This is a genomic window from Acinetobacter sp. 25-47-122 (assembly GCF_056779695.1).
Map to the genome: position 1 here is coordinate 58054 of NZ_JBWYIJ010000010.1, position 21436 is coordinate 79489.

The window sequence follows — 21436 nt, forward strand, 5'->3', positions numbered from 1 at the left end:
AACAAGGAACAATAAACTCGAGTCACAATAATGGCTGTAATACGTGTAGAAAAAAATAATGGAATTGTGACGGTTTTTCTGAACCGTCCCGACAAACGTAACGCGATGAGCTTTCAACTTTTGAAAGAGTTGGTGCAAGTCGCAAAAAAAATTAAATCTGATCGTACTATCCGCTGTGTCATTCTCACTGGTGAAGCCAACGTATTTAGTGCAGGTATTGATTTAACGGACCTGAATAATCCACAAAATCGTGCTTATGCCGCATGGGAACTTATCAAGCCTGGTCAAAGTCTATTTCAAAAAGCTTTTTTAATCTGGCAAGAGCTCCCTGTTCCAGTCATTGCAGCTATTGAAGGGTATTGCTTCGGTGCAGGTATGCAATTGGCTTTAGCGGCTGATATTCGAATTGCTCACCCCAACACCCAAATGTCGATTATGGAAACCCGTTGGGGCTTAGTTCCAGATATGGGGTTAACGCGCTCAATCAAAGGTATTATTGGAGTCGACCTAGCCAAAGAATTATCATTAACAGCACGTGTATTTGATGGTCAATATGCCAAAGAAATTGGATTGATCACACATGTTGATGACGCGCCGATGCAAAAAGCTCAACAGCTTGCCGACGAAATGTTGCAGCGCTCACCTGATGCCTTAGCCGCAGTCAAACAGGTCTTAGATGCGATGGAACACGCACCAAAAAAATCACTTCGTCTTGAGAAAATTTGGCAACTCAAATTACTCCTTGGCAAAAACAGTCAAATTGCGCGTAAAAAAGATAAAAATCCAGATTTGGAATTTTTACCACGTCAATTTAAATAAATTGGTTTTCAAAACTTAGATCAGGGATTAGCTTCAACAATGATTAACGGTCAAACTAAAATCGCGTTCTTAGGTATGGGTTTAATGGGTAGCAGAATGGCGACTCGATTGATACAGGCTGGGTTTTACACTGCTGTTTGGAACCGAAGCCCCAGCGCATGTGAGCCGTTAATCCAGCTTGGGGCACATCCCCTTCAACTCTCTGAGATAGCACAATTTGATCTGATCTTAACTTGTTTAGCCGATGACAATGCGGTAGAGGCTGTTTTTTCTCAAATTGAATCACTGATTCAACCCGAGCAGATTATTGTGGACTTCTCGAGTCTATCTGTGGATAAAACTAAAAATCTTGCACAACGTGCCGCTGCGAAATCAGCGCATTGGATAGATTCTCCTGTGTCAGGCGGAACAGCTGGTGCCGAAAATGGCAGTTTAGTTATTTTTGCTGGCGGACCATCGAGCATCATCGGATCTTTACAACCAATCTATCAAGTTCTTTCACAACGTGTAACCTGTATGGGTGGAACTGGGACAGGACAAGCCACCAAAATTTGTAATCAACTCATCGTTGCTGCAAATAGCACACTCATCGCAGAAGCTGTTGCTTTAGCAGATCAGGCGGGTGTTGATACTCAACTGCTTGCACCCGCCTTAGCAGGTGGATTCGCCGACTCTAAACCTTTTCAAATTTTAACACCACGTATGGCAACGCATGAGTTTGAGCCTGTGCAATGGAAAGTTCAGACGCTGTCTAAAGATTTAAATAACGCCTTGAGTTTGGCTCGACAATTTGACCTTAATATTCCTGTCGCTCAACAAGCCTTAGAACAATTGAAAGCGCATCAATCCAACGGCTTTTCTGAATCAGACCTTGCCTCAGTCATTCTGCAAGTTGAACAAAACAATAAATAGGTTGCATTCAATATGAAGCTCGCTGTCAATTTATCGATGATCTTTACAGAAGTTCCACTCATTGAACGCTTTGCGCTGGCTGCTGAATATGGGTTCCAACATGTAGAAATTCAATTTCCATATGAGCTGAGTGTTAAGCAAATTCAGCATGAACTTAATGAACATCAACTTAGCTTGTGTCTCATCAACGTTCCTGCCGGAGATTTAATGCAAGGCGGATGCGGATTAGCGAGCATCCCAAGTAAAACTGATGAATTTAAACAAGCTGTTGACCTTGCGATTGAATACGCATGTTCACTCAATGTTCCTCGAGTGAATATTTTGGCTGGCAAGCAACCAAATAATGTTGAATATCAGATCTGCTATGAAACCTTAGTCTCAAATCTTAAATATGTCAGCGAGATCTTCACAGCGCATGGGATTCAACCCGTTTTTGAGATGATTAATGGCTTTGATATGCCAAATTTCATGATTCAAACAATGCATCAAGCCAAAGAATTACTGAAAGACGTCAATCATCCAGCTTTAAAAATGCAATTCGATTGCTATCATATGGCTAGAATGCAAGAAGACCTGATTCTGTCACTCAAAGAAAATATGCAACACATTGGGCATATACAATTTGCAGATGTACCAGGTCGACATGAACCACTCACAGGGACAATTGACTATTCCACTATTTTTGAATGCATTGCAAATAGCATGTATGAAGGATTTGTCGCAGCCGAATATCGCCCCCAATCTCATTCAACAAATTCTTTCACATGGAAAAATAAACTTCTTTAATATCATCATATTGTGGTATGAAATTTGTTCAAAGTTTGAATTTTCAAGCAGAAAGCGCTATAGTGAAAGATGAGTTATAGTCAGGAAAATACACTTCTCATGAATTTAGAACCATCGCCCGGCGCTTCTAATTCTCACGAACTCTCTTTGAATTCTCCAAAACAAGACGTTCAAGCTTGCTTAAAAGTTGTTCAAGAAGCATTGCTTGACGTTAAAGCAAAAGAAATCACAACGATTGATGTTAGCGAAGTGAGCAATGTTGCAGATGCAATTGTCATTGCTTCAGGTACTTCTACACGTCACGTGAAAGCGCTTGCAAACAACGTCGCTGATGAAGCACGTAAAGCAGGTTTTCGCCCTATCGGTATTGAAGGTGAAAGCGATGCAGAATGGATCCTTGTTGATCTTGGCACTGTTGTAGTACATCTCATGTTACCTACAGCACGTAAGTTTTATGATTTAGAAAACTTATGGCGTAATGCTTCAACTACAGAGTCTGTAGCATAAACATATTAAAGCGACCTTCTGGGTCGCTTTTTTATACTTTGCATTTTATATTAATAACAATAAAGCCAACAAAAACACAATCACTGATTTGGTTTACCTTGATATGACCATGATAAAAGCCACAAGAGCAGATCACGATGCATTAGTCGAAACATTAATGCAATCCTTTTGGAACGAAGAGTTTTGCAACTGGGCGATCCAAGCTGAAAAACTGAGCTTCCAACAAAAACATGCAAAACTTGAGCAATTTTTTAGTATCCAATTGAAAGATATCGCTCAACCATATAATGAAGTCTATACCAATCCCGATCGCTCAGTTGCTGCACTTTGGATTCCGCCAAATCAGTGGGATTTAAACCTCATTCAGCAGGTTAAACTCCTCCCTCAATTAACGAAGATTATCGGTTTAAGACAACTGGTGAAATTTATTCACATCATTAATCTGGTGCAGAAACATCATCCCAGTGAGGCGCATTATTATTTACAACTCATAGGTGTAAGTCCTGATCACCAAGGACAAGGCTTAGCCAGCAAAGTCTTAACACCTATTCTCACAAAGAGCGATCAACACGGTATCCCATGTTATTTAGAAACTGCAACACCAAGCAATGTTGGACTCTATCGTCATTATGGATTTGAAGTGATCTTTCACCTTCGCGATCTGCCCTACGATGCACCTGAAATTTGGGGAATGTGGCGAAAACCTACACATGAAAAATAAAAAAACCACCCGAAGGTGGTTTTTTAAAAACAAGCTATGAATTAGTGACCTGTACCGTTGATGGCTTTCGTCATATCTTCAACAACTTTCTTCGCATCACCAAAGATCATCATTGTTTTGTCGTTATAGAACAAGTCATTATCAAGACCCGCATAACCTGTCGCCATAGAGCGCTTGATCACCATAATGGTACGAGCTTTATGTGCTTCAAGAATAGGCATACCATAAATTGGTGAGTTTGGATCATCTTTCGCTGCAGGGTTAACGACGTCATTCGCACCGATGACCAATACCACATCTGTTGCTGGGAAGTCTGAGTTAATCTCATCCATCTCTAAGATGTCTTCGTACGGAACATCTGCTTCAGCTAAAAGAACGTTCATGTGACCAGGCATACGACCAGCCACTGGGTGAATCGCAAAACGTACTGTTACACCTTGCTCTTTCAATAAATTTGCAAGCTCTTTCACCGCATTTTGAGCACGACCTTGCGCCATACCATAACCCGGTACAATAACAACACTGTCTGCATTTGACATTAAGAAGCCAGCATCATCAGCAGAACCAGAACGGTAGTTGCGTTGAACTGCTGCACCAGCTGCTGCTGTCGGTGCTGCAGCACCACCCATTGCACCACCAAACAATACGTTGATGATTGAACGGTTCATTGCTTTACACATAATGTAAGACAGAATTGCACCTGATGAACCTACAAGCGAACCTGCAACAATTAACATGTTGTTTTCAAGCGTGAAACCAATCCCTGCTGCCGCCCATCCAGAGAATGAGTTAAGCAAAGACACCACAACTGGCATATCACCACCACCAACAGGTGCAATCCATACCCAACCAAAGGCTAAAGCAAGTGCTGTCATTGCCCAGAAAGAGGTCATGTTACCCGTCAAGAAAAAGTGAATCCCTGCTGCTAGCATCGCAATAAAAATCAAAGCTTGAACAGGTTTAACCCATGCACCTGAAATCGTTTTTGCCCATTTCTTTGCCGCCAATTTACCATAAGCAAATACCGATGCAGTGAATGTAATGGCACCAACGAAACATCCTACGAATAATTCGAATAAATGTACGCGACTCATTTCATGGAAGTTCACACCATTTGCAGCCAGTAAGTCTGGCCCAAGCTCGACGAGCTTGTTGTTGTGAATAATTGCAGCGATCGCAATCAACACTGCAGCAAGACCCACGAGTGAGTGCATGAGAGCAACTGTTTCTGGCATTTGTGTCATAGGCACTGTACGAGCTCGAGCAATACCAACAATCGCACCCAATACCATTGCACCGACAATCATCCATACCACAGGATTATCAGCAACAAAGAAAGTTGTTAACACGGCGATTGCCATTGCAATCATACCGTAACGGTTACCTGCAATTGCTGTCTTAGGACCAGACAAGCCACGCAAAGTTAAGATAAAAAGAACGGCACCGATTAGGTAAAACCAATCCGCATACTCACGAATAAATTCCATGTATTAACCCTCTTTTTTCTTTTGCTTTGGCTTAAACATTTCAAGCATACGAGCGGTTACAGCGAAGCCACCGAAAATATTAATGCTTGCTAAGAAAACAGCGATCGCACCTAATACACTCACCACATTGATGGTTTGAAAATCAACAGCCCCCTCAACACCCATAACAGGTAGACCAACAGTTTGGATCATCGCGCCGACAATAATAATTGAAGACAATGCATTCGTTACGGCCATCAGAGGCGTGTGAAGCGCAGGTGTCACTCCCCAAACAACGTAATAACCTACGAAGATTGCGAGGACAAAAATTGTAATAGTTTCAACCATGATCAGTCTCCTTAACCACGCTTCAACAGCACTTGACCACCATGAGTGACAAGCAATGCTTTTTGGATTTCGTCTTCTTGATTGATACTGTAGTTTTTATCTTGATCAAAAAGCGTTTCAACAAAGTTATAAACGTTACGTGCATATAGCGCTGAAGCTTCTGTAGAAACGGTCGCTGGAATATTTGGGACACCCAAAATTTTCACGCCATTATCAGTCACAACAGTTTCGCCGCATTTTGAACCTTCAACGTTTCCACCAGTTTCAACTGCCATATCGAGGATGACTGAACCAGGTTTCATTTTGGCAACTGTTTCAGCTTTAATTAAGCGCGGTGCATCACGACCTGGTAAAAGAGCCGTCGTGATCACGATGTCAGCATTCGATACCGCTTTGTCTACAATTGCAGCTTGGTCTTTAATATATTGTTCACCAGGCATCCAACCATAACCATTTTTAGCAGCTTCATCAGCACGCGCTTGTTCTTCTGCTGACATTGGTACGTCCAACCATTTACCGCCTAAAGATTCAACTTGATCTTTGGCTGTCGGACGTAAGTCTGTCGCTTCAACAATAGCACCTAAACGTTTGGCTGTTGCAATCGCTTGTAAGCCTGCTACACCAACACCCATGATGACTACACGAGCTGGTTTAACCGTACCTGCCGCTGTCATTAACATTGGGAACATACGTTGGTACTCTGCCGCCGCAAGAAGCACAGATTTATAACCTGCCAAGTTTGCTTGTGATGACAACACGTCCATATTTTGGGCACGAGATAACGTACGTGGTAATAACTCAAGTGCAAATGCAGACACTTGCTGAGCAGCGAATTGATCAAGTTCCGTATTACGGTACGGATCAAACATCGCAACCACTGTGGTGTTTGGGGCTAATTTTTGTATTTCTTCGCCTTTAGGTGCGCGAACTTTTAAAACCAATTGACTGCCGGTATAAGCATCATCAACAATTTTTGCACCAACCTGTTCATAGGCACTATCAATATAAGCAGCTTTAACACCTGCATTACGTTGGATAACGACACTGTGACCAGCACCAATTAACTTCTTTACTGTTTCTGGTGTCGCAGCTACACGACTTTCACCAACTACAGTTTCGGTAGGGATTCCGATCTGCATGAGCATTCCTCAAGCTAATTTTTTTTAAAGTAGATATCGCATTCCTGCGATATACCCCTGGATGTATTCATGTGAATTTTTTGGATTCTAATTGAACTTTTTTAAATTACCACCCAATATTTATTTAATAAATACCCTCATTTTGAACTCATGATTCACGATCATCACAAAATTTCATGGTACTTGATCTATCATTTTCATAAAAAATAGTTCCAGTTTCGTTTAATTTTCGATCCATTTTTTAACAAAAAAGAAACTTTTTTCTAATTTATCGTCAGTATAGGGAGCTTGACTTTATTAAGCTTTGATCATTCTGACATTTTTTAGCTTTCTTTTTATCCCTTTTGATTGTGTTAAAGCGCCGTGCATGTCACATTTTTAGTTGCTTCTTTCATTCTCATAAATTTCAATTTGCCGAATTGACAAAAAATCAGACTAATCGATTCAAATTCTCACGACATTCTTAAAAATTATAAATAAGACAAAATTTAGATAAATCTAGGTTTACACATTGGGCTTAGATTTTGGCTTAAAGATGAAATACAAGATGACAGATTCTTGAAAAGAATGCTTACAAACCGTGCAAAAAAAATTTGAAATATTTTTTTGATGTATTTTTTGGGTTGATAGACCACTGTTTTTTTCATATTACGCACCACAATGATGCATTTAAACAAAAAATCAAAACTTCTTATGTCGCTAGGTAGGTGATTTAGCGAAAATTAGAGATTGAATTTTAGAGCTTACAATGAAGATTGGCTTATACTTCCATTACTTAAAAATTGATTTTTAACATTTATGGTACTTAAGCTGACTCCCACTCAGTTAGGGAGTTTATGTGCGCTGTTGGCAGCATTCTTGTTTAGTAGTAAAGCGATCTTAATCAAACAAGCTTATGCAGTTTCTGAAGATGTTGATGCAACATTGCTGGTTGCCTTAAGGATGCTCAGTGCCTTACCCGTTTTTCTTTTTATTTGTTGGTTGAACCGACACCGTAATCGTGGATTTTCAGCGCAGGATTGGGCCCTACTCCTCGTTGCTGGTTTGATTGGATATTATTTTTCAAGTTGGCTCGATTTTATGAGTCTGATGTACATCAGTGCCTCTTTGGAGCGTATTATCCTATTTCTATATCCTACCATGACAGTAATTGCATCAAGTGTAATTTTCAAACATCCTCTTTCAATGAAGACTATTTTTGCGATTGGACTAAGTTATGGCGGCACGCTTATAGTGATGCTCCAAGAACAAAGCAATGTGCCTCATGAAAGTAATTTTTGGCTAGGTGTGAGTTTAGTTTTCGCAAGCGCGATTTGCTTTGCGAGTTATCTATTGATGACTCCAAAATTAATCCAAAAATTTGGATCGTGGAATTTTACGGGCTTAGCAATGTCTATCGCCTGCTTAGGGACGATTCTTCACTACTTTATTGCTCAGCCAAGTCCTATATCCAATATCCTTCAACAACCCATAGAAATAATCGGATATGGTGTTGCATTAGGTATTGGGGTAACGGTGATTCCAACTATTCTCATTGCGCAAAGTATTGCTCGTTTAGGTGCTTCTCAAACAGCCATGATTGGTTCACTTGGTCCAATTCTGACCATTATATTGGCAACTATCTTTTTAGGGGAATCAATGAATATGATTCAATGGTTTGGTTGTGCGCTGAATATATTGGGTGTGATGATGATTACGCTTTCCAAAACTAAACTGAAATAAAGACAACATTAACCTCACAGTTCAAATTTCAAAATAATGCTTCACGATGAAACTTAGTCTTCATAGTGAATTTCTATTTTCCCTTGATCATCGTCAAATTTAATGTCGAGTGGAACAAAGTGGGAACCCGACGATGTAGACCCCATTTGATCATTTTCATTTCTTAGTGGGCATTCAGTTAAAGATAAGCACCCACAACCAATGCACCAATCCAGTTGTTGACGAAGTTGAAGCATATTTAAGATTTTTTGATCTAAAATTTTTTGCCATGCACTCGATAATGCGGTCCAATCTGATTTAGTCGCGGTTTTATTCTTAGGGAGTATGTTAAATGCTTGCTTCACTTCAGAGAGTGAAATCCCAACCTGCTGTGCCACTTTGATGATGGCAATCCTTCTCAGCATATATCGAGGATATCGCCGTTGATTTCCTTCCGTCCGCACACTCCAAATAAGAGCTTTGTCTTCATAAAATCTGAGTGCTGCGACCGATACACCACTTCGAGCAGCTAACGCGCCTATACTGAGCCACTGTTGTAATTTTTGTTCTTCCATGCTCTTAACCTCAAGTTAAGTTGAGCTTTCATAATTCTTTTCTAAGCTTAATCCAGAGAAGATAGAATGACAAAACCAAATAAGCCACCATTTAGTTTAACCACTAAAAATCCACCTCAGCTTTATTCCCCAAGGCAATTTGGATATAGCCACATCTGTGAGGTCAAACACTTCAACACAGTCGTTCATATATCAGGTCAAGGTGGTGAAAATGCCGAAGGACATTATTCCACTGATTATTCAGAACAACTCAACCAAGTCTTCGAAAATCTCAAAATCGCTCTCAGCTATGCACATATCGACTTTTATAACATTGCTGTTCTAAGCGTATTGATTGTCAATTTTGACCAACAAAAACATCACCTGTTAAATCTGAAAATGAATACAATATGGAAAGATCAAAATTTCCCAGCATGCACACTAATCCCTGTGTCTCGCTTGGCATTAGACGCCATGCAAATTGAAATCGAAGCCACAGCTTACTGCTCCTCATCCACTGAGCCATTTATTCATGTATAACGATCTTGACGATTTAAATAAAAAAGACATCACGAATGACACTGCTTTACTTTGGTTGATGGCCATTGCTTGTGGTATTTGTGCAGGCGCTAATTATTATTCGCAGCCCTTAATTCACTCTGTTCAACTTTACTTTAATGCCCCTGCAACAGATGTGGCATTAACTGTTACTTTGGCTCAAGTCTCTTATGCTGTCGGACTACTTTTTATCGTACCACTTGGTGATATTCTCAATAAAACGAAATTAATCCCATTTTTAATGTTCTTTGCAGCAGTGGGATTATTTATTTGTGCTTTTTCGCTCAACCTTTATATGTTATGGGCTGGCACAATTATCACTGGGCTTTTCTCAGTTGCAGCACAAATTTTAATTCCGTTTGCCACGATGGCGGTTCGACCAGAACGAACAGGCGAAGTCGTCGGGTTACTGATGAGCGGATTATTGGTGGGTATTTTGATTTCGACCAGTTTAGCTGGCTTGTTATCCAACCTATTTAATTGGCAGCTCATTTATATTGTCAGTGGAATTTTGATGTTAATGGTCGCTGTGGTACTCAATATCCGTCTGCCTTATATTCCTAGCTCTAAAATTAGTTATTTTGCTGTGTTTAAATCGATGGGACTGCTACTTAAAGAAGAGCCTCGTTTAATCTATCGCTCTATCATTGGTGCCTTTGCATTTGCAACGATGAGCATCCTCTTCTCCACCATTTCTATTTTACTTAAATCCTCTTTTTCTCTTGAAGATGTCATGGTGGGTTTAGTCACTTTGGTTGGCGTATTTGGCGCCTTGTCCACCAAGAAAATTGGTAAGATCGCCGATCGTGGTTACGTCAAACAAATCACTTGGTTTGGCATTTTAATCCTAGGTAGCGCATGGATATTCCTTTATTTAGGTGCATTCTATTTAAGTTGCTATATCATCGGTTTTGGACTGATGAATCTCGGGCTAGCATTGGTGCATAGTAGCAACCAGAATGTGATTTTTAATTTAAGACCGGATGCTAAATCTCGTGTAAATTCACTTTATATGACCAGCTATTTTATTGGTGGCGCAAGTGGTTCCGCGCTAGGAATTTATGCTTGGGATCATGGTGGATGGGCAATGGCGTGTATCGTAGGATTAATCCTGGTCAGTTGTACTGCACTATTCACGCTAGTGGATCAACGTTATCATCGAACCCAACTCAGTTAACTCATAAAATATGCATGTTAAGCCTCTATAAATGGAGGCTTTTTCAATAATTTAGCCTCTGCAGTCATCATTCAGTCCTCTAAAGCTGTGTATCTCTTGTGCGTAATCACACACACTGTTCACTATCATTATAAAAATTATTCGTGGACAAGAATGAAAGCTGTTGTATGTCATCAAAATGAATTAACACTTGAAAATGTCAGCCATCTAACACCATCACAAGGACAAACTTTATTAGAAGTTGTGCGATGTGGTATTTGTGGCAGTGACTTACATATGCAACATAGTTGTGACCACATGCATGAACTTACAGCTAAAGTGGGTCTAAAAGGTGTTGCAAAGTCAACAGACCGTTTTGTCATGGGGCATGAATTTTGCGGTCGTGTTCTAGATTATGGTCCTAAAACTAGAAAAAAATTTAAAACAGATACCTTAGTTTGTGCGATGCCACTCTTGAAAGTTGATCAGTGGAGTTATCAAGCGACTGGTCTTTCCCCTCAAGCTTCTGGTGGTTATGCCGAACAAATCTTGGTGCAATCTCAACTCATGTTTGCGGTGCCAAATGGATTACATCCCGATCTTGCGGCAATGACCGAGCCAATGGCAGTTGCTTTACATGCAGTACGTCGGAGCAGAATAAAGAAATCAGAACCCGCAATTGTTATTGGTTGTGGTCCAGTAGGCTTAGGTGTCATTTTAATGCTCAAAGCGATTGGTGTGAAAAAAATTATTGCCAGTGATTTTTCACCAAATCGCCGTCGGCTGGCTCAACTTTGTGGCGCAGATGTCGTCCTTGATCCTAAACAATCCTCGCCTTTTGAGAGTTGGAAAGAATACGGTTTATTGGGTGATGCTTCTGAAGCGATTAACTATGGAATCGGTATTTTTGAAAAGATTCAGTCTATGCATATTCCATGGTGGCATGCGTGGCGTATGGCTGACAAATTAGGTGCTTTACCCAAACGTCCTGTGATTTTTGAATGTGTCGGGATGCCAGGCATCCTTCAACAGATTATTAACGGTGCACCGTTATTTTCTAAAATTATCGGTGTGGGTGTATGTATGCAATCCGACAGCATCGAACCCGCTTTGGCTTTAAACAAAGAAATCGAAATCCAGTTTGTGATTGGTTATACGCCACTTGACTTCAGAGATGCGCTCCATATGATCGCTGAAGGTCAAATTGATTGTTCTCCTCTGATAACGGGCGTTGTAGGTCTTGCAGGAGTCAAAGATGCTTTTCAGGCCTTAGGTGATCCTGAAAAACACGCTAAAATTTTGGTCGACCCCCAAAAGATCGGATCTGATATCAGTGCACTTTAGATAATCTTTAGGTTCTATACGACATAAGTGCTCAGCGATTTTTTTACTATGGGGCTCAAACTTGATCAGAGTCCCTTATTCATCCTGCGTGATACTCAATCGAACTTTAAAATTTTAATTTCATCTATGAATAGATCTTAAACAAGGAAGTTTTATGTCAAATTTAAATCACATGCCTTTCAATGTTGAAGCAAGTTGTTCTTGTGGCGCAAATACTTTTCGCTTTTCTCATGCACCCATCGCACATTTTATTTGTCACTGCCAAGTTTGCCAAGAATATACAGGTAAGGCATTTTCAGATGTTTTAGTATTCTTGAAACAAGATGTTTGTGATTTAAATATTAAACAGACTACTTTTAAACGTTTGAAGTCACCACCCAATATCCGTCGTGGGATATGCAAACAATGTCAGTCCCCTTCTATTGAATTTGGAATATTAGATCAGTTGGTATTTATTCCTAAATGGAACTTAAAAGACTTCTCGCAAGTTCCCCCTGAAAATATGCATATTTTTTACCATCGTCGTGTGCAAGATGTAGCTGATGATTTGCCAAAATTTAATGGTTTTATCCAGAGTCAAACTCAAGCAGCTAAGTTTATTTTAAAAGGGCTTAAAGAGAGAATATTGTCTTTAAATGAACATTAAAGTTTAGATTAGTAAGGTAAAATTAATCAAGGTGTACTCGGTAAGGTATGAGAGGTTATTGAATTCCTTGAATGTTCAACCTATTTAAATCTCAATTGTGCTTCAATGACCCATTTTCCAAATTATGGTAAGATGCCGAGCTTTTCACGATTTACTAAATCTAGGTTTCACCATGTCTGATATCCAATCCTTACAGCCTCGAATTTCCGTCGCACCCATGATGGATTGGACGACCCGTGATTACCGCTTTTTTGCACGTCTATTCAATCCAAATATCATCATGTACACCGAGATGGTGACCACAGGCGCAATTTTATTTGGCGATGCAGCCCGTCATTTAGATTACAGCAAAGAAGAACACCCTATTGTGTTACAGCTTGGTGGATCAAATCCTAAAGACCTCGCAACCTGTTCTAAAATGGCTCAAGATTGGGGCTATGATGAAATCAATTTAAATGTTGGTTGCCCTAGTGATCGTGTTCAAAACAATAAAATTGGTGCTTGCCTCATGGCTGAGCCTGAGCTGGTTGCTGAATGTATTGCTGAAATGCAAAATGCAGTTGATATTCCCGTCACGGTAAAACACCGAATCGGCATCGATGATATGCAATCGTATGAAGAGATGCTGCATTTTGTCGATACCGTTGCAAAAACGGGATGTCAAAATTTTATCGTGCATGCACGCATTGCTTTACTACAAGGTTTGTCACCAAAAGAGAATCGAGACATTCCGCCTTTACGTTATGAAGATGTCTATCGTTTAAAGCAAGATCGCCCAGAACTATTGATCGAAATCAATGGTGGGATCAAAACATTTGCTGAAACTCAACAACACTTACAACATGTGGATGGTGTCATGATTGGTCGCGAGGCTTATCACAATCCTTATCTACTGGCTGAACTAGGACAATTATGGAATTTGTCAGCACCTGACCGTTTTGAGATCATGCAGGAAATGATGCCATATATTGCAAAACGTTTAGCTGATGGTGCGCCACTATCAGTGATTACACGTCATATTTTAGGCTTATTTCAAAACCTTCCTGGTGCACGAAAATGGCGTCAAGCCCTGAGTGGCGGTAACGCGAAAACATTAAAAGATATTGAAAATGCCTTAATCGGTATGCAACAAGCCATTCAAAGACATGCTGAACAAGAAAGCTTAAAAATCAATGCTGAATAAACAAATAACATCAGTAAAAAGGTCTCTTGATAGAGACCTTTTTTGATAATCACCTTTAGGCTTGTTTTGCTTGAATCGAATCTAATCGTTTTAACACTTCAGCCACAGCTACCATTGCAAAACTTGATGTCACCACCACGGCTGAACCATAACCACCACATCTTAACCCAGCACTCGCACAAACATCAGCATTCGAAAAAGGATTATCCACCGAATAAATACAGGTGATACCGAACTTCTCTTTCGGCTTTTTACAGATACCTTTTGAGCGTAACTGACTTCTTAATTTTGCCAGCATCGGGTCGTATTCTGTTTTTGACAAATCTGCGACCCGAATTTTGAGTGGATCTAACTTACCACCAGCACCACCAGATACAATCAAGGGGACTTTATTGAAACGACAATGTAGCATCAATGCGAGTTTTGCTTTGACATCATCAATGCAATCCAACACAACATCTGGATTTGAACTCAAAATCTCCGTTACATTTTCAGGCGTTAGATAATCATCAATTAAATTGATTTTTATACGTGGATTGATTTGGCGACAACGCTCTGCCATCACTTCAATTTTTTCATGACCTAATGTTGATGTCATCGCAGGTAACTGACGATTAATATTTGATGCTGCAACAGAATCCATATCCACTAATGTGAGCTCGCCCAAACCTGTTCTAGCCAAAGCTTCGACAGCCCAAGAGCCAACACCGCCAATACCGATCACCATGACATGACTGTTTTCATAATGCTGAAAATTTTCTTCGCCATAAATTTTGGCTACACCGGTAAAACGGCGTTCATATTCATCATCATGAACTAAGTCAGTCATATTGCTCTAACACTATTTGGAAAAGGCGTATTTTAGCAAAACTTCAGAGGAATAGAGAGTTTTGAACTCACGACAATTTCAGTTCATTTTTTAGGTTGAGTGCAGACACACTATTCTCCCAAACACGTTGCGCAATGTCTTCGACTCTCGTATTTAGACTATGTGCCAAACCATCTAAAACATAAATTAAATTCTGTGGGGTATTACGGGTACGGTGTTCAGTTGAAGCTTGACAACATAATGGCGTCATATCAGGACAGTCTGTTTCAATGACCAGATGTTCAATGCCAACATACTGAACTATTTGGTGTAATTTTTTAGCATTGGGATTGGTAATCTGTCCCGTGATACCTAACTTAAATCCAAGTTGAATAAATGCCTTTGCTTCTTCTACCCCTCCACTAAATGCGTGGGCGATACCGCCCTGAACAAATTGCTTTGCTTTTAACAGTCTTAATACTTCAGCATGAGATTTACGAATATGTAACAACACAGGAAGCTTAAATTGTTGAGCCAAATCGAGTTGTTGCGCAAAAAAATCCTGTTGCTTAGCGAAAACTTCCGACTGCTTATGTTGCTTGAGAAAAGTATCTAAACCAATTTCACCAACGGCGATGCATTGTTGTGCTTCAAGAATTTTTTTTAAATCGTCTAGATGATGAGGCTGATGTTGTTCGATATAAAAAGGATGTAGACCAGGAGCGAGATAACTCCTCGGTGCCTGATCTAAACCATTTAACCAATGGTGTGTTTCAATCAATGTATGAAAGCGTTGGTGTTGAAACCCGATCAGTACAAGAGCATCCACTCCCTTCTGTTTAGCCTGATACGCAAGTTGCTCACGATCGAAGTCAAAATCTTCTACATCAAAGTGCGTATGCGTATCAAACAAACGTGGCATGGGCATGTTATTTTGCTTCACCTGCAGCTTGAGGTACAGCATCTTGAACCGCAGGATGAACAGCTTCCAGCATTTCAGGTTTAATCACACCCTGTAGCTTTTCATAAGGAATGGTGAGTCTTGGCAAACCCACCACATAAGGGCCAATTTCATATTCACCGTATTGAAGAATTAAACCCTTTTTACCCAAATAATAGTTATCAGTGAGTTTAAATTTCCAAGCCTCTTCATACTCTTCAACGTTATCTGCTAACTGCGAATCTATGACCCATTTTTTAAATTCTTCATGGGCCAATTGATTTAATTTATTCTTTTGGTCTTTCACTAAAATTTGATCCAGTGACACTTGTTTCTGCTGTTTCAAATCAAAATTAAAGTAAGTTTGTGAAGAAGAACCATGTGCACCTCCTAAATAGTTACTCGTATTCAATACGACGGTTGCAAGTGGTCCTTGTGAATTTAAAATTTTAGGACTAATACTCAAACTAATTTGATGTCCAACCCCCAAGTGCTTTAACTCTTTATCTAAACCCACAAAATTATCAATATAGGGCTGAATCTGCTCTGCAAGTAACTGCGCTGCAGTTTTATATTCAACAACTTCACTTGCGGCTTGAGTATCTTTGTCTTTAGGCAGCGTCTGCTCAGGTTCGAACAACTCTAGCGTTTCTTGTAAATTTTTGATAATCGCTTGATCAATTAAGCCATCTAACACAAATTGATTCGTTCTCAATCGATCAATTGAAATTTCTGGACAATTGTTACCATCACATTCTACCAACCGAACAGGCACTTTTTCAGTTTCACCCTGAAGCACGAGTATCTGAACTTCCGATGCTGCTTGAGTTTGAGTGTCAGGTGACTCTTTAGGCCCATCCCCTTTTGGCTGACATGCGCTCAGCGTAATTGCGGCAGTAAGTACAGATACAGTCCAAACTATTTTATTTTTTAACATCTCACAACCTTGAGGAGAAACGGTCATTTATCATTGATTTAAGCCTAACCCGATGAAATTGATAGCTCAAGCTTCGTTTGTATGGGTTTAACTGCAATTGTATATGCTACATTACAATATTTGTAATATTTCAAAACATCTTTTGGAAGATCTGCGGCACAACCACTTGCTTGGTTTGAGCATGATTCAAATAGATATCCAATTGCTCACCACCTTTGACAATTTCGTTCGCGCGAATATGAATACCAATCCCTTCACCATCAAAGAACCACTCCTGATTTTTCCAGCTAAGATTCACTGGAGCGATACTTCTCACTTCACTGCTCTGGGCCTTTAACCATTTTTGATAGGACAACTGAAGTATTCTTTCAAAATCATTTATTTGGTTCTTTTGAATCACATCCTGCAACTGTAAAACTTTTTTCTGCTTTCGATCCAATACCATAAAGTAACCACGATCTTTAACGATCACTTCAGCTTGTTTTGTGTTTACGATGAATTGGATCAACACATATTGATTTCGTTGGGTGGCGACTTGCGTCAGTATATCCAACTCATAAGGCTGATTCAGTGAAAACTCCTTCATCCATGATTCAGATCGACTTATATAGGTTTCGATGGATTGATCCAAACTCAATTTTGCTTTTTCATTGATTTGATCTTGAATCACAAAAGCCAAATGGTTGTTAAGTTGTTGATTGACCCACTGATCTGCTGTTTTTAGACTTAAAATTTCAATTTTTTCGCAGACCGATTTTGTACAATTTTCGCTCTTTATTTCAACTTGAAACGCGTCATCATTTAAGTAAGGTAACACATCAGCGTTTTTAACTTGGGCAGACTGCCCTGACTTTTGTGTCGTAGACTCTGGTTGTTTTTCACAAGATGCCACCCCAATGACTAAAGTAGCAAGAAGAATACGCAATCGTTTTTTTTGTAAGTTTAGAGTAATCACAAGAATCAACCAAAATTAAAGCATTGGTTATTCTGATACAAAAACAGCTTCACGAGGAAGCTGTTTTACATTTTCAAGCAAAATTAATGTTCACGTGTATTACGGAAAACAATATCAGGATAACGCTCTTGCATTAATTGTAAATTGACACGGCTAGGTGCTAAGTACGTTAAATGCCCACCACCATCAACTGAAAGTTGGTCATGTGCTTTTTTCTTAAATTCATTAAATTTTTTCTCATCTGGACATGAAACCCAACGAACAGTGTTAATGCTCACAGGCTCGTAAATACAATCTACTTTGTATTCTTCTTTTAAACGATAAGCAACAACTTCAAATTGAAGAACACCCACAGCACCGACAATAAGATCATTACTGTTTTGTGGCATAAATACCTGAGTTGCACCTTCCTCTGAAAGCTCTTTTAAACCTTTTTGAAGTTGCTTTGATTTCAAAGGATCTTTTAAACGAACACGGCGGAACATTTCAGGAGCGAAGTGAGGAATACCTGTGAATTGCAAGTTTTCACCCGAAGTGAAAGTATCGCCGATTTGAATCGTACCATGGTTGTGTAAACCAATAATGTCGCCTGGCCATGCCTCTTCTAAATGCTGACGATCACCCGCCAAGAACGTTAATGCATCTGAAATACGCACATCTTTCCCAATACGCACATGCTTCATTTTCAAGCCTTTTTCATATTTGCCTGAACAGATACGCATGAAAGCAATACGATCGCGGTGTTTAGGGTCCATATTGGCTTGAATTTTAAAGACAAAACCAGAGAAACCCTCTTCAGTCGCTTCAACTTTACGGTCTTGGGTAGGATGTGCTTTTGGTGGTGGTGCATATTCACTAAATGCATTCAAGACATGGTCTACACCAAAGTTACCCAACGCTGTACCAAACAATACTGGAGTTTGACGCCCTGCTAAGAATTCTTCACGATCAAGCGGTTCATTTGCCATTTGAACTAATTCTAGTGACTCTTCAAATGCAGCCCAAGCTAATTCACCGACTTTTTCACGAAGGTCAGCATGGTCATAACCGTCACGAATTTCAATATCTGTAATGGTTGAACCAAAACCTGCTTTATAGACATAGAATTTTTCTTCGATCAGATTAAAAACACCCGCGAAGTCACGGCCTGTACCTAAAGGCCAAGTTAAAGGTACGCATTTAATTTTCAGGACATTTTCGATTTCGTCGAGGAGCTCAAGCGGCTCACGGATTTCACGGTCCATTTTGTTGACGAATGAAATAATTGGTGTGTCACGCATACGACACACGTCCATTAACTTAATAGTACGATCTTCGACACCTTTCGCACCATCAATCACCATCAACGCTGAGTCTACGGCTGTAAGGGTACGATATGTATCTTCAGAGAAATCTTCATGCCCCGGTGTATCGAGCAGGTTGATCATTTTGTCTTTATAAGGGAACTGCATCACAGAGGTCGTGATCGAGATACCACGCTCTTTTTCCATTTCCATCCAATCTGATGTCGCAGCACGGTCAGATTTACGGCTTTTTACCATACCTGCAACTTGGATCGCTTGCCCCCACAACAATAACTTTTCCGTCATTGTGGTTTTACCCGCATCGGGGTGGGAAATAATGGCAAATGTACGTCGCTGAGCAACTTGCTCCGCTAACTCTTGCTTAAAGCTCATGAATAACACCTACTGCAGACATGCAGTTTAGAAGATCAAAAAAGATCAAAATAAAAATTGGCGATATTGTAGCAGATCAATACCGAATGTGAATGTGATGAATCAGAAACTGACCAGAAGTTAATAGTTCTTAAATGTGCTTTCTAAACGATCCACAGGTAATGGCATACCCAATAAATAGCCTTGTAATTGCTGACAACCTAAACGTTTTAAGATATCGGCTTGTTTTTGAGTTTCAACGCCTTCAGCTGTCACCACCAAACCTAAACGTTTAGCCAATACAATAATACTTTCTAAGATAATTTCATCTTTAGTATTGGGTGAAAGATTTCGAATAAATTCACGGTCAATTTTAAGCTCATCTACCGGGAGATTCTTTAAATATAAGAAGCTAGAATGACCAGTTCCAAAATCATCAATCGCAAGCCCAATCCCCAAATTACGTAGGCTCTCAAAAGTACGAATACTGACATCGATATGATGCATTGCTGTCGATTCAGTAATCTCAATAATTAAATGGGCTGGATCGATCTGGTATTGCATGATTAAACATCTTAATGTATCTACCAGCGCTTTATGTTCAAATTGTACAGCTGATAAATTTACAGCGATCGGACAGAAAGGCAATTTCTTTTTTTGCCAAGCTTGAATCTGTATACACGCTTGTTCAAGAGCCCAGTAGCCCATTTTAATAATAAGACCTGTTTGCTCCGCACCCTCAATAAACATATTTGGTGCTAGAAGTCCTAGACTTGGATGCTTCCAACGAATTAAAGCTTCAACGCCACAAATTTTAAAATCTGCTGTGAATTTCGGCTGATAAAATAAAATGAATTGTTGTTCTTCAACAGCACGATACAAATCATTAATAAGTTTTGATTGGCTACGTGCGATTTCTTGTTGATCTAATGAATAGTTAAACACACTGTAAGTATTGCGACCTTGCTCTTTGGACATCAGCATTGCAGCATCAGCATTCACCAACAAATCATGTAAATCAGCACCATGATCTGGATAATAGACCACACCTAAACTTGCTGAGATATTGATTTCCTTCCCAGAAATCACAAAGCCTTCTTGGATTTTACTCAATACTAGATTGGCAACTTGATCAATTTGGTCTGTAGAAAAGTCTTCAACAACCAATAAAAACTCATCACCACCAATACGAATTAATTTTTGGTTTTTTTCGAGTAATGCATGAAGTCGATGTGCTAAATTCACTAAAAGCTGATCACCAATATGATGTCCAAAAGCATCATTTACTGCCTTGAAACGATCCAAATCAATATAAATGAATGCAACTTTATGATCTTTAGATTGGTGAAGTGAAAATAATGAAGTGGTGTAATCAAGCAAAAAAAGTCGATTTGGAAGTTTGGTCAAATTATCTTGAAGGGCAAGGCTTTCCAATTCCTTATTCATTTTGATTAGTTGTTGATTTCTCTCTTCAAGTCGTAATTCTAAAATAGCGACAAAAAAACTGACCACTAAAACCAAGCAGGTGACAAATATAATGACAAAAAGTAATAAACCTTGACCTTCATGGAGTTGATTCAATGCTGCATATTTGGCATCCACGGGTTGGAAAGTCGCAGCCGCCATACCAATATAATGCATTCCCACAATACTAAAAGCGATCATGAATGCCACGGCAAGCTTGAAAGCCAATTTATTGTGATAGGTACGCTTATATTTAAACATCAGCCAGAATGACAATCCTGAACCACATACAGCAATCAGTACAGAAAAAATCACCAAAATGGTGTCATAACGAATAATGTAGTTGGGAACGATCAATCCCGCCATTCCAGTATAGTGCATACCTGAAATACCGAAACCCATCAGAAGTGCACCCAAAACTAATCTAGCTAAAGGAAGTGTAGATCTAGTCGTGAGCCATATGGCAAAAATTGAAGCGAGAGCTGCGATCACATAAGAGAATAGCGTTAAACCTATATCGAAACTATGATCTTCGGGTAAATGACAAGCCAGCATTCCAACAAAATGCATGACCCAAATCGCAAGACCAAATATCATGCCACTTACACCGAGCAGCACTTTTTGACCAACTGGGTTTTTGTGGGTACTAATGAGTTGTTCAAATGAAATAGCAATAAAGCAGACGATCACTGCCGCCACAGCAGAACCCGCCACCATTGCATAATCGTAACTCATATGAATCATATAGAGACTTATCCGTACCTGAACCTGTTTTTATTTTATTTAAACCCCAAAAGTACAGCAAATAAATGTAAGAAGGTTCAACTTTTTAATGAG

The 21436-nt window shown here is 39.6% G+C and carries 21 protein-coding genes; 11 read left to right on the forward strand and 10 right to left on the reverse strand.

Going from position 1 to position 21436, the window contains the following annotated elements; all coding sequences use genetic code 11:
* Window positions 1-30 precede the first annotated feature (30 nt).
* The 5 genes from AC1M9P_RS10505 (at window position 31) to AC1M9P_RS10525 (ending at window position 3745) form a co-directional block, all read left to right on the forward strand.
* Window positions 31-819: a crotonase/enoyl-CoA hydratase family protein gene (locus AC1M9P_RS10505; protein WP_481587559.1), complete on the forward strand. Its 789-nt coding sequence runs from the start codon at window positions 31-33 to the stop codon at window positions 817-819.
* A 39-nt stretch (window positions 820-858) separates the two neighbouring features.
* Entirely contained in the window at window positions 859-1731 is an 873-nt protein-coding gene (locus AC1M9P_RS10510) for an NAD(P)-dependent oxidoreductase (RefSeq protein ID WP_481587560.1), read from the forward strand.
* 12 nt (window positions 1732-1743) lie between these two features.
* Window positions 1744-2517 (forward strand): hydroxypyruvate isomerase family protein, encoded by a 774-nt coding sequence (locus tag AC1M9P_RS10515; RefSeq protein ID WP_481587561.1) that lies wholly within the window; start codon window positions 1744-1746, stop codon window positions 2515-2517.
* Window positions 2518-2616: 99 nt separating this feature from the next.
* Complete coding sequence (rsfS, locus tag AC1M9P_RS10520; protein ID WP_179998710.1) at window positions 2617-3024, forward strand: ribosome silencing factor; 408 nt, start codon at window positions 2617-2619, stop codon at window positions 3022-3024.
* Between the two features lie 103 nt (window positions 3025-3127).
* On the forward strand, window positions 3128-3745 hold the full coding sequence (locus AC1M9P_RS10525; RefSeq protein ID WP_179998631.1) for a GNAT family N-acetyltransferase: 618 nt from the start codon (window positions 3128-3130) through the stop codon (window positions 3743-3745).
* A gap of 41 nt (window positions 3746-3786) precedes the next feature.
* Here AC1M9P_RS10525 and AC1M9P_RS10530 read toward each other — a convergent pair whose 3' ends face one another.
* Genes AC1M9P_RS10530 through AC1M9P_RS10540 form a run of 3 tightly spaced genes read right to left on the reverse strand, consistent with a single transcriptional unit; the run spans window position 3787 to window position 6698 of the window.
* Entirely contained in the window at window positions 3787-5232 is a 1446-nt protein-coding gene (locus tag AC1M9P_RS10530) for an NAD(P)(+) transhydrogenase (Re/Si-specific) subunit beta (protein WP_481587562.1), read from the reverse strand.
* 3 nt (window positions 5233-5235) lie between these two features.
* Window positions 5236-5559: a proton-translocating transhydrogenase family protein gene (locus tag AC1M9P_RS10535; RefSeq protein WP_035265316.1), complete on the reverse strand. Its 324-nt coding sequence runs from the start codon at window positions 5557-5559 to the stop codon at window positions 5236-5238.
* A gap of 11 nt (window positions 5560-5570) precedes the next feature.
* A complete protein-coding gene (locus AC1M9P_RS10540) occupies window positions 5571-6698 on the reverse strand; it encodes a Re/Si-specific NAD(P)(+) transhydrogenase subunit alpha (RefSeq protein WP_481587563.1) in 1128 nt (375 codons plus the stop codon).
* 798 nt (window positions 6699-7496) lie between these two features.
* Here AC1M9P_RS10540 and AC1M9P_RS10545 point away from each other — a divergent pair.
* Window positions 7497-8420 carry a DMT family transporter gene (locus tag AC1M9P_RS10545; protein ID WP_481587564.1) on the forward strand — a complete coding sequence of 308 codons (924 nt, stop codon included), beginning with the start codon at window positions 7497-7499 and terminating at the stop codon, window positions 8418-8420.
* 53 nt (window positions 8421-8473) lie between these two features.
* Here AC1M9P_RS10545 and soxR read toward each other — a convergent pair whose 3' ends face one another.
* Window positions 8474-8974 carry a redox-sensitive transcriptional activator SoxR gene (gene soxR, locus AC1M9P_RS10550; RefSeq protein WP_035265311.1) on the reverse strand — a complete coding sequence of 167 codons (501 nt, stop codon included), beginning with the start codon at window positions 8972-8974 and terminating at the stop codon, window positions 8474-8476.
* 66 nt (window positions 8975-9040) lie between these two features.
* On the opposite strand from soxR, the gene AC1M9P_RS10555 reads away from it, so the two are divergent.
* The 5 genes from AC1M9P_RS10555 to dusA all read left to right on the forward strand — a co-directional run bounded on the left by AC1M9P_RS10555 (window position 9041) and on the right by dusA (window position 13840).
* Window positions 9041-9493, forward strand: coding sequence for a RidA family protein (locus AC1M9P_RS10555; RefSeq protein ID WP_481587565.1), 453 nt, complete (start codon window positions 9041-9043; stop codon window positions 9491-9493).
* On the forward strand, window positions 9486-10688 hold the full coding sequence (locus tag AC1M9P_RS10560) for an MFS transporter (protein WP_035265309.1): 1203 nt from the start codon (window positions 9486-9488) through the stop codon (window positions 10686-10688). Before AC1M9P_RS10555 ends, AC1M9P_RS10560 begins: the two co-directional genes overlap by 8 nt.
* 153 nt (window positions 10689-10841) lie before the next feature.
* Window positions 10842-12011: a zinc-binding dehydrogenase gene (locus AC1M9P_RS10565; protein ID WP_481587566.1), complete on the forward strand. Its 1170-nt coding sequence runs from the start codon at window positions 10842-10844 to the stop codon at window positions 12009-12011.
* Between the two features lie 154 nt (window positions 12012-12165).
* The gene (locus AC1M9P_RS10570) at window positions 12166-12657 is read left to right on the forward strand and encodes a GFA family protein (protein ID WP_481587567.1); all 492 of its coding nucleotides are present in this window, start codon (window positions 12166-12168) and stop codon (window positions 12655-12657) included.
* Window positions 12658-12829: 172 nt separating this feature from the next.
* Window positions 12830-13840 (forward strand): tRNA dihydrouridine(20/20a) synthase DusA, encoded by a 1011-nt coding sequence (dusA, locus tag AC1M9P_RS10575; RefSeq protein WP_035265303.1) that lies wholly within the window; start codon window positions 12830-12832, stop codon window positions 13838-13840.
* Between the two features lie 55 nt (window positions 13841-13895).
* Here dusA and AC1M9P_RS10580 read toward each other — a convergent pair whose 3' ends face one another.
* The 6 genes from AC1M9P_RS10580 to AC1M9P_RS10605 all read right to left on the reverse strand — a co-directional run bounded on the left by AC1M9P_RS10580 (window position 13896) and on the right by AC1M9P_RS10605 (window position 21343).
* Window positions 13896-14669, reverse strand: coding sequence for a tRNA threonylcarbamoyladenosine dehydratase (locus tag AC1M9P_RS10580; RefSeq protein ID WP_481587568.1), 774 nt, complete (start codon window positions 14667-14669; stop codon window positions 13896-13898).
* Between the two features lie 67 nt (window positions 14670-14736).
* Complete coding sequence (locus AC1M9P_RS10585) at window positions 14737-15570, reverse strand: TatD family hydrolase (protein WP_481587627.1); 834 nt, start codon at window positions 15568-15570, stop codon at window positions 14737-14739.
* Between the two features lie 7 nt (window positions 15571-15577).
* Window positions 15578-16525, reverse strand: coding sequence for an RsiV family protein (locus tag AC1M9P_RS10590; protein WP_481587569.1), 948 nt, complete (start codon window positions 16523-16525; stop codon window positions 15578-15580).
* 130 nt (window positions 16526-16655) lie between these two features.
* Window positions 16656-17480 (reverse strand): hypothetical protein, encoded by an 825-nt coding sequence (locus AC1M9P_RS10595; protein WP_481587570.1) that lies wholly within the window; start codon window positions 17478-17480, stop codon window positions 16656-16658.
* 83 nt (window positions 17481-17563) lie between these two features.
* The gene (locus AC1M9P_RS10600; protein ID WP_035265298.1) at window positions 17564-19156 is read right to left on the reverse strand and encodes a peptide chain release factor 3; all 1593 of its coding nucleotides are present in this window, start codon (window positions 19154-19156) and stop codon (window positions 17564-17566) included.
* A gap of 120 nt (window positions 19157-19276) precedes the next feature.
* Entirely contained in the window at window positions 19277-21343 is a 2067-nt protein-coding gene (locus AC1M9P_RS10605; protein ID WP_481587571.1) for a putative bifunctional diguanylate cyclase/phosphodiesterase, read from the reverse strand.
* Between the last annotated feature and the right edge of the window lie 93 nt (window positions 21344-21436).

Coding starts and splice junctions, on each gene's coding strand:
- AC1M9P_RS10505 (WP_481587559.1), top strand. CDS start 31: ATGGCTGTAATACGTGTAGAAAAAAATAATGGAATTGTGACGGTTTTT.
- AC1M9P_RS10510 (WP_481587560.1), top strand. CDS start 859: ATGATTAACGGTCAAACTAAAATCGCGTTCTTAGGTATGGGTTTAATG.
- AC1M9P_RS10515 (WP_481587561.1), top strand. CDS start 1,744: ATGAAGCTCGCTGTCAATTTATCGATGATCTTTACAGAAGTTCCACTC.
- rsfS (WP_179998710.1), top strand. CDS start 2,617: ATGAATTTAGAACCATCGCCCGGCGCTTCTAATTCTCACGAACTCTCT.
- AC1M9P_RS10525 (WP_179998631.1), top strand. CDS start 3,128: ATGACCATGATAAAAGCCACAAGAGCAGATCACGATGCATTAGTCGAA.
- AC1M9P_RS10530 (WP_481587562.1), bottom strand. CDS start 5,232: ATGGAATTTATTCGTGAGTATGCGGATTGGTTTTACCTAATCGGTGCC.
- AC1M9P_RS10535 (WP_035265316.1), bottom strand. CDS start 5,559: ATGGTTGAAACTATTACAATTTTTGTCCTCGCAATCTTCGTAGGTTAT.
- AC1M9P_RS10540 (WP_481587563.1), bottom strand. CDS start 6,698: ATGCAGATCGGAATCCCTACCGAAACTGTAGTTGGTGAAAGTCGTGTA.
- AC1M9P_RS10545 (WP_481587564.1), top strand. CDS start 7,497: ATGGTACTTAAGCTGACTCCCACTCAGTTAGGGAGTTTATGTGCGCTG.
- soxR (WP_035265311.1), bottom strand. CDS start 8,974: ATGGAAGAACAAAAATTACAACAGTGGCTCAGTATAGGCGCGTTAGCT.
- AC1M9P_RS10555 (WP_481587565.1), top strand. CDS start 9,041: ATGACAAAACCAAATAAGCCACCATTTAGTTTAACCACTAAAAATCCA.
- AC1M9P_RS10560 (WP_035265309.1), top strand. CDS start 9,486: ATGTATAACGATCTTGACGATTTAAATAAAAAAGACATCACGAATGAC.
- AC1M9P_RS10565 (WP_481587566.1), top strand. CDS start 10,842: ATGAAAGCTGTTGTATGTCATCAAAATGAATTAACACTTGAAAATGTC.
- AC1M9P_RS10570 (WP_481587567.1), top strand. CDS start 12,166: ATGTCAAATTTAAATCACATGCCTTTCAATGTTGAAGCAAGTTGTTCT.
- dusA (WP_035265303.1), top strand. CDS start 12,830: ATGTCTGATATCCAATCCTTACAGCCTCGAATTTCCGTCGCACCCATG.
- AC1M9P_RS10580 (WP_481587568.1), bottom strand. CDS start 14,669: ATGACTGACTTAGTTCATGATGATGAATATGAACGCCGTTTTACCGGT.
- AC1M9P_RS10585 (WP_481587627.1), bottom strand. CDS start 15,570: ATGCCACGTTTGTTTGATACGCATACGCACTTTGATGTAGAAGATTTT.
- AC1M9P_RS10590 (WP_481587569.1), bottom strand. CDS start 16,525: ATGTTAAAAAATAAAATAGTTTGGACTGTATCTGTACTTACTGCCGCA.
- AC1M9P_RS10600 (WP_035265298.1), bottom strand. CDS start 19,156: ATGAGCTTTAAGCAAGAGTTAGCGGAGCAAGTTGCTCAGCGACGTACA.
- AC1M9P_RS10605 (WP_481587571.1), bottom strand. CDS start 21,343: ATGATTCATATGAGTTACGATTATGCAATGGTGGCGGGTTCTGCTGTG.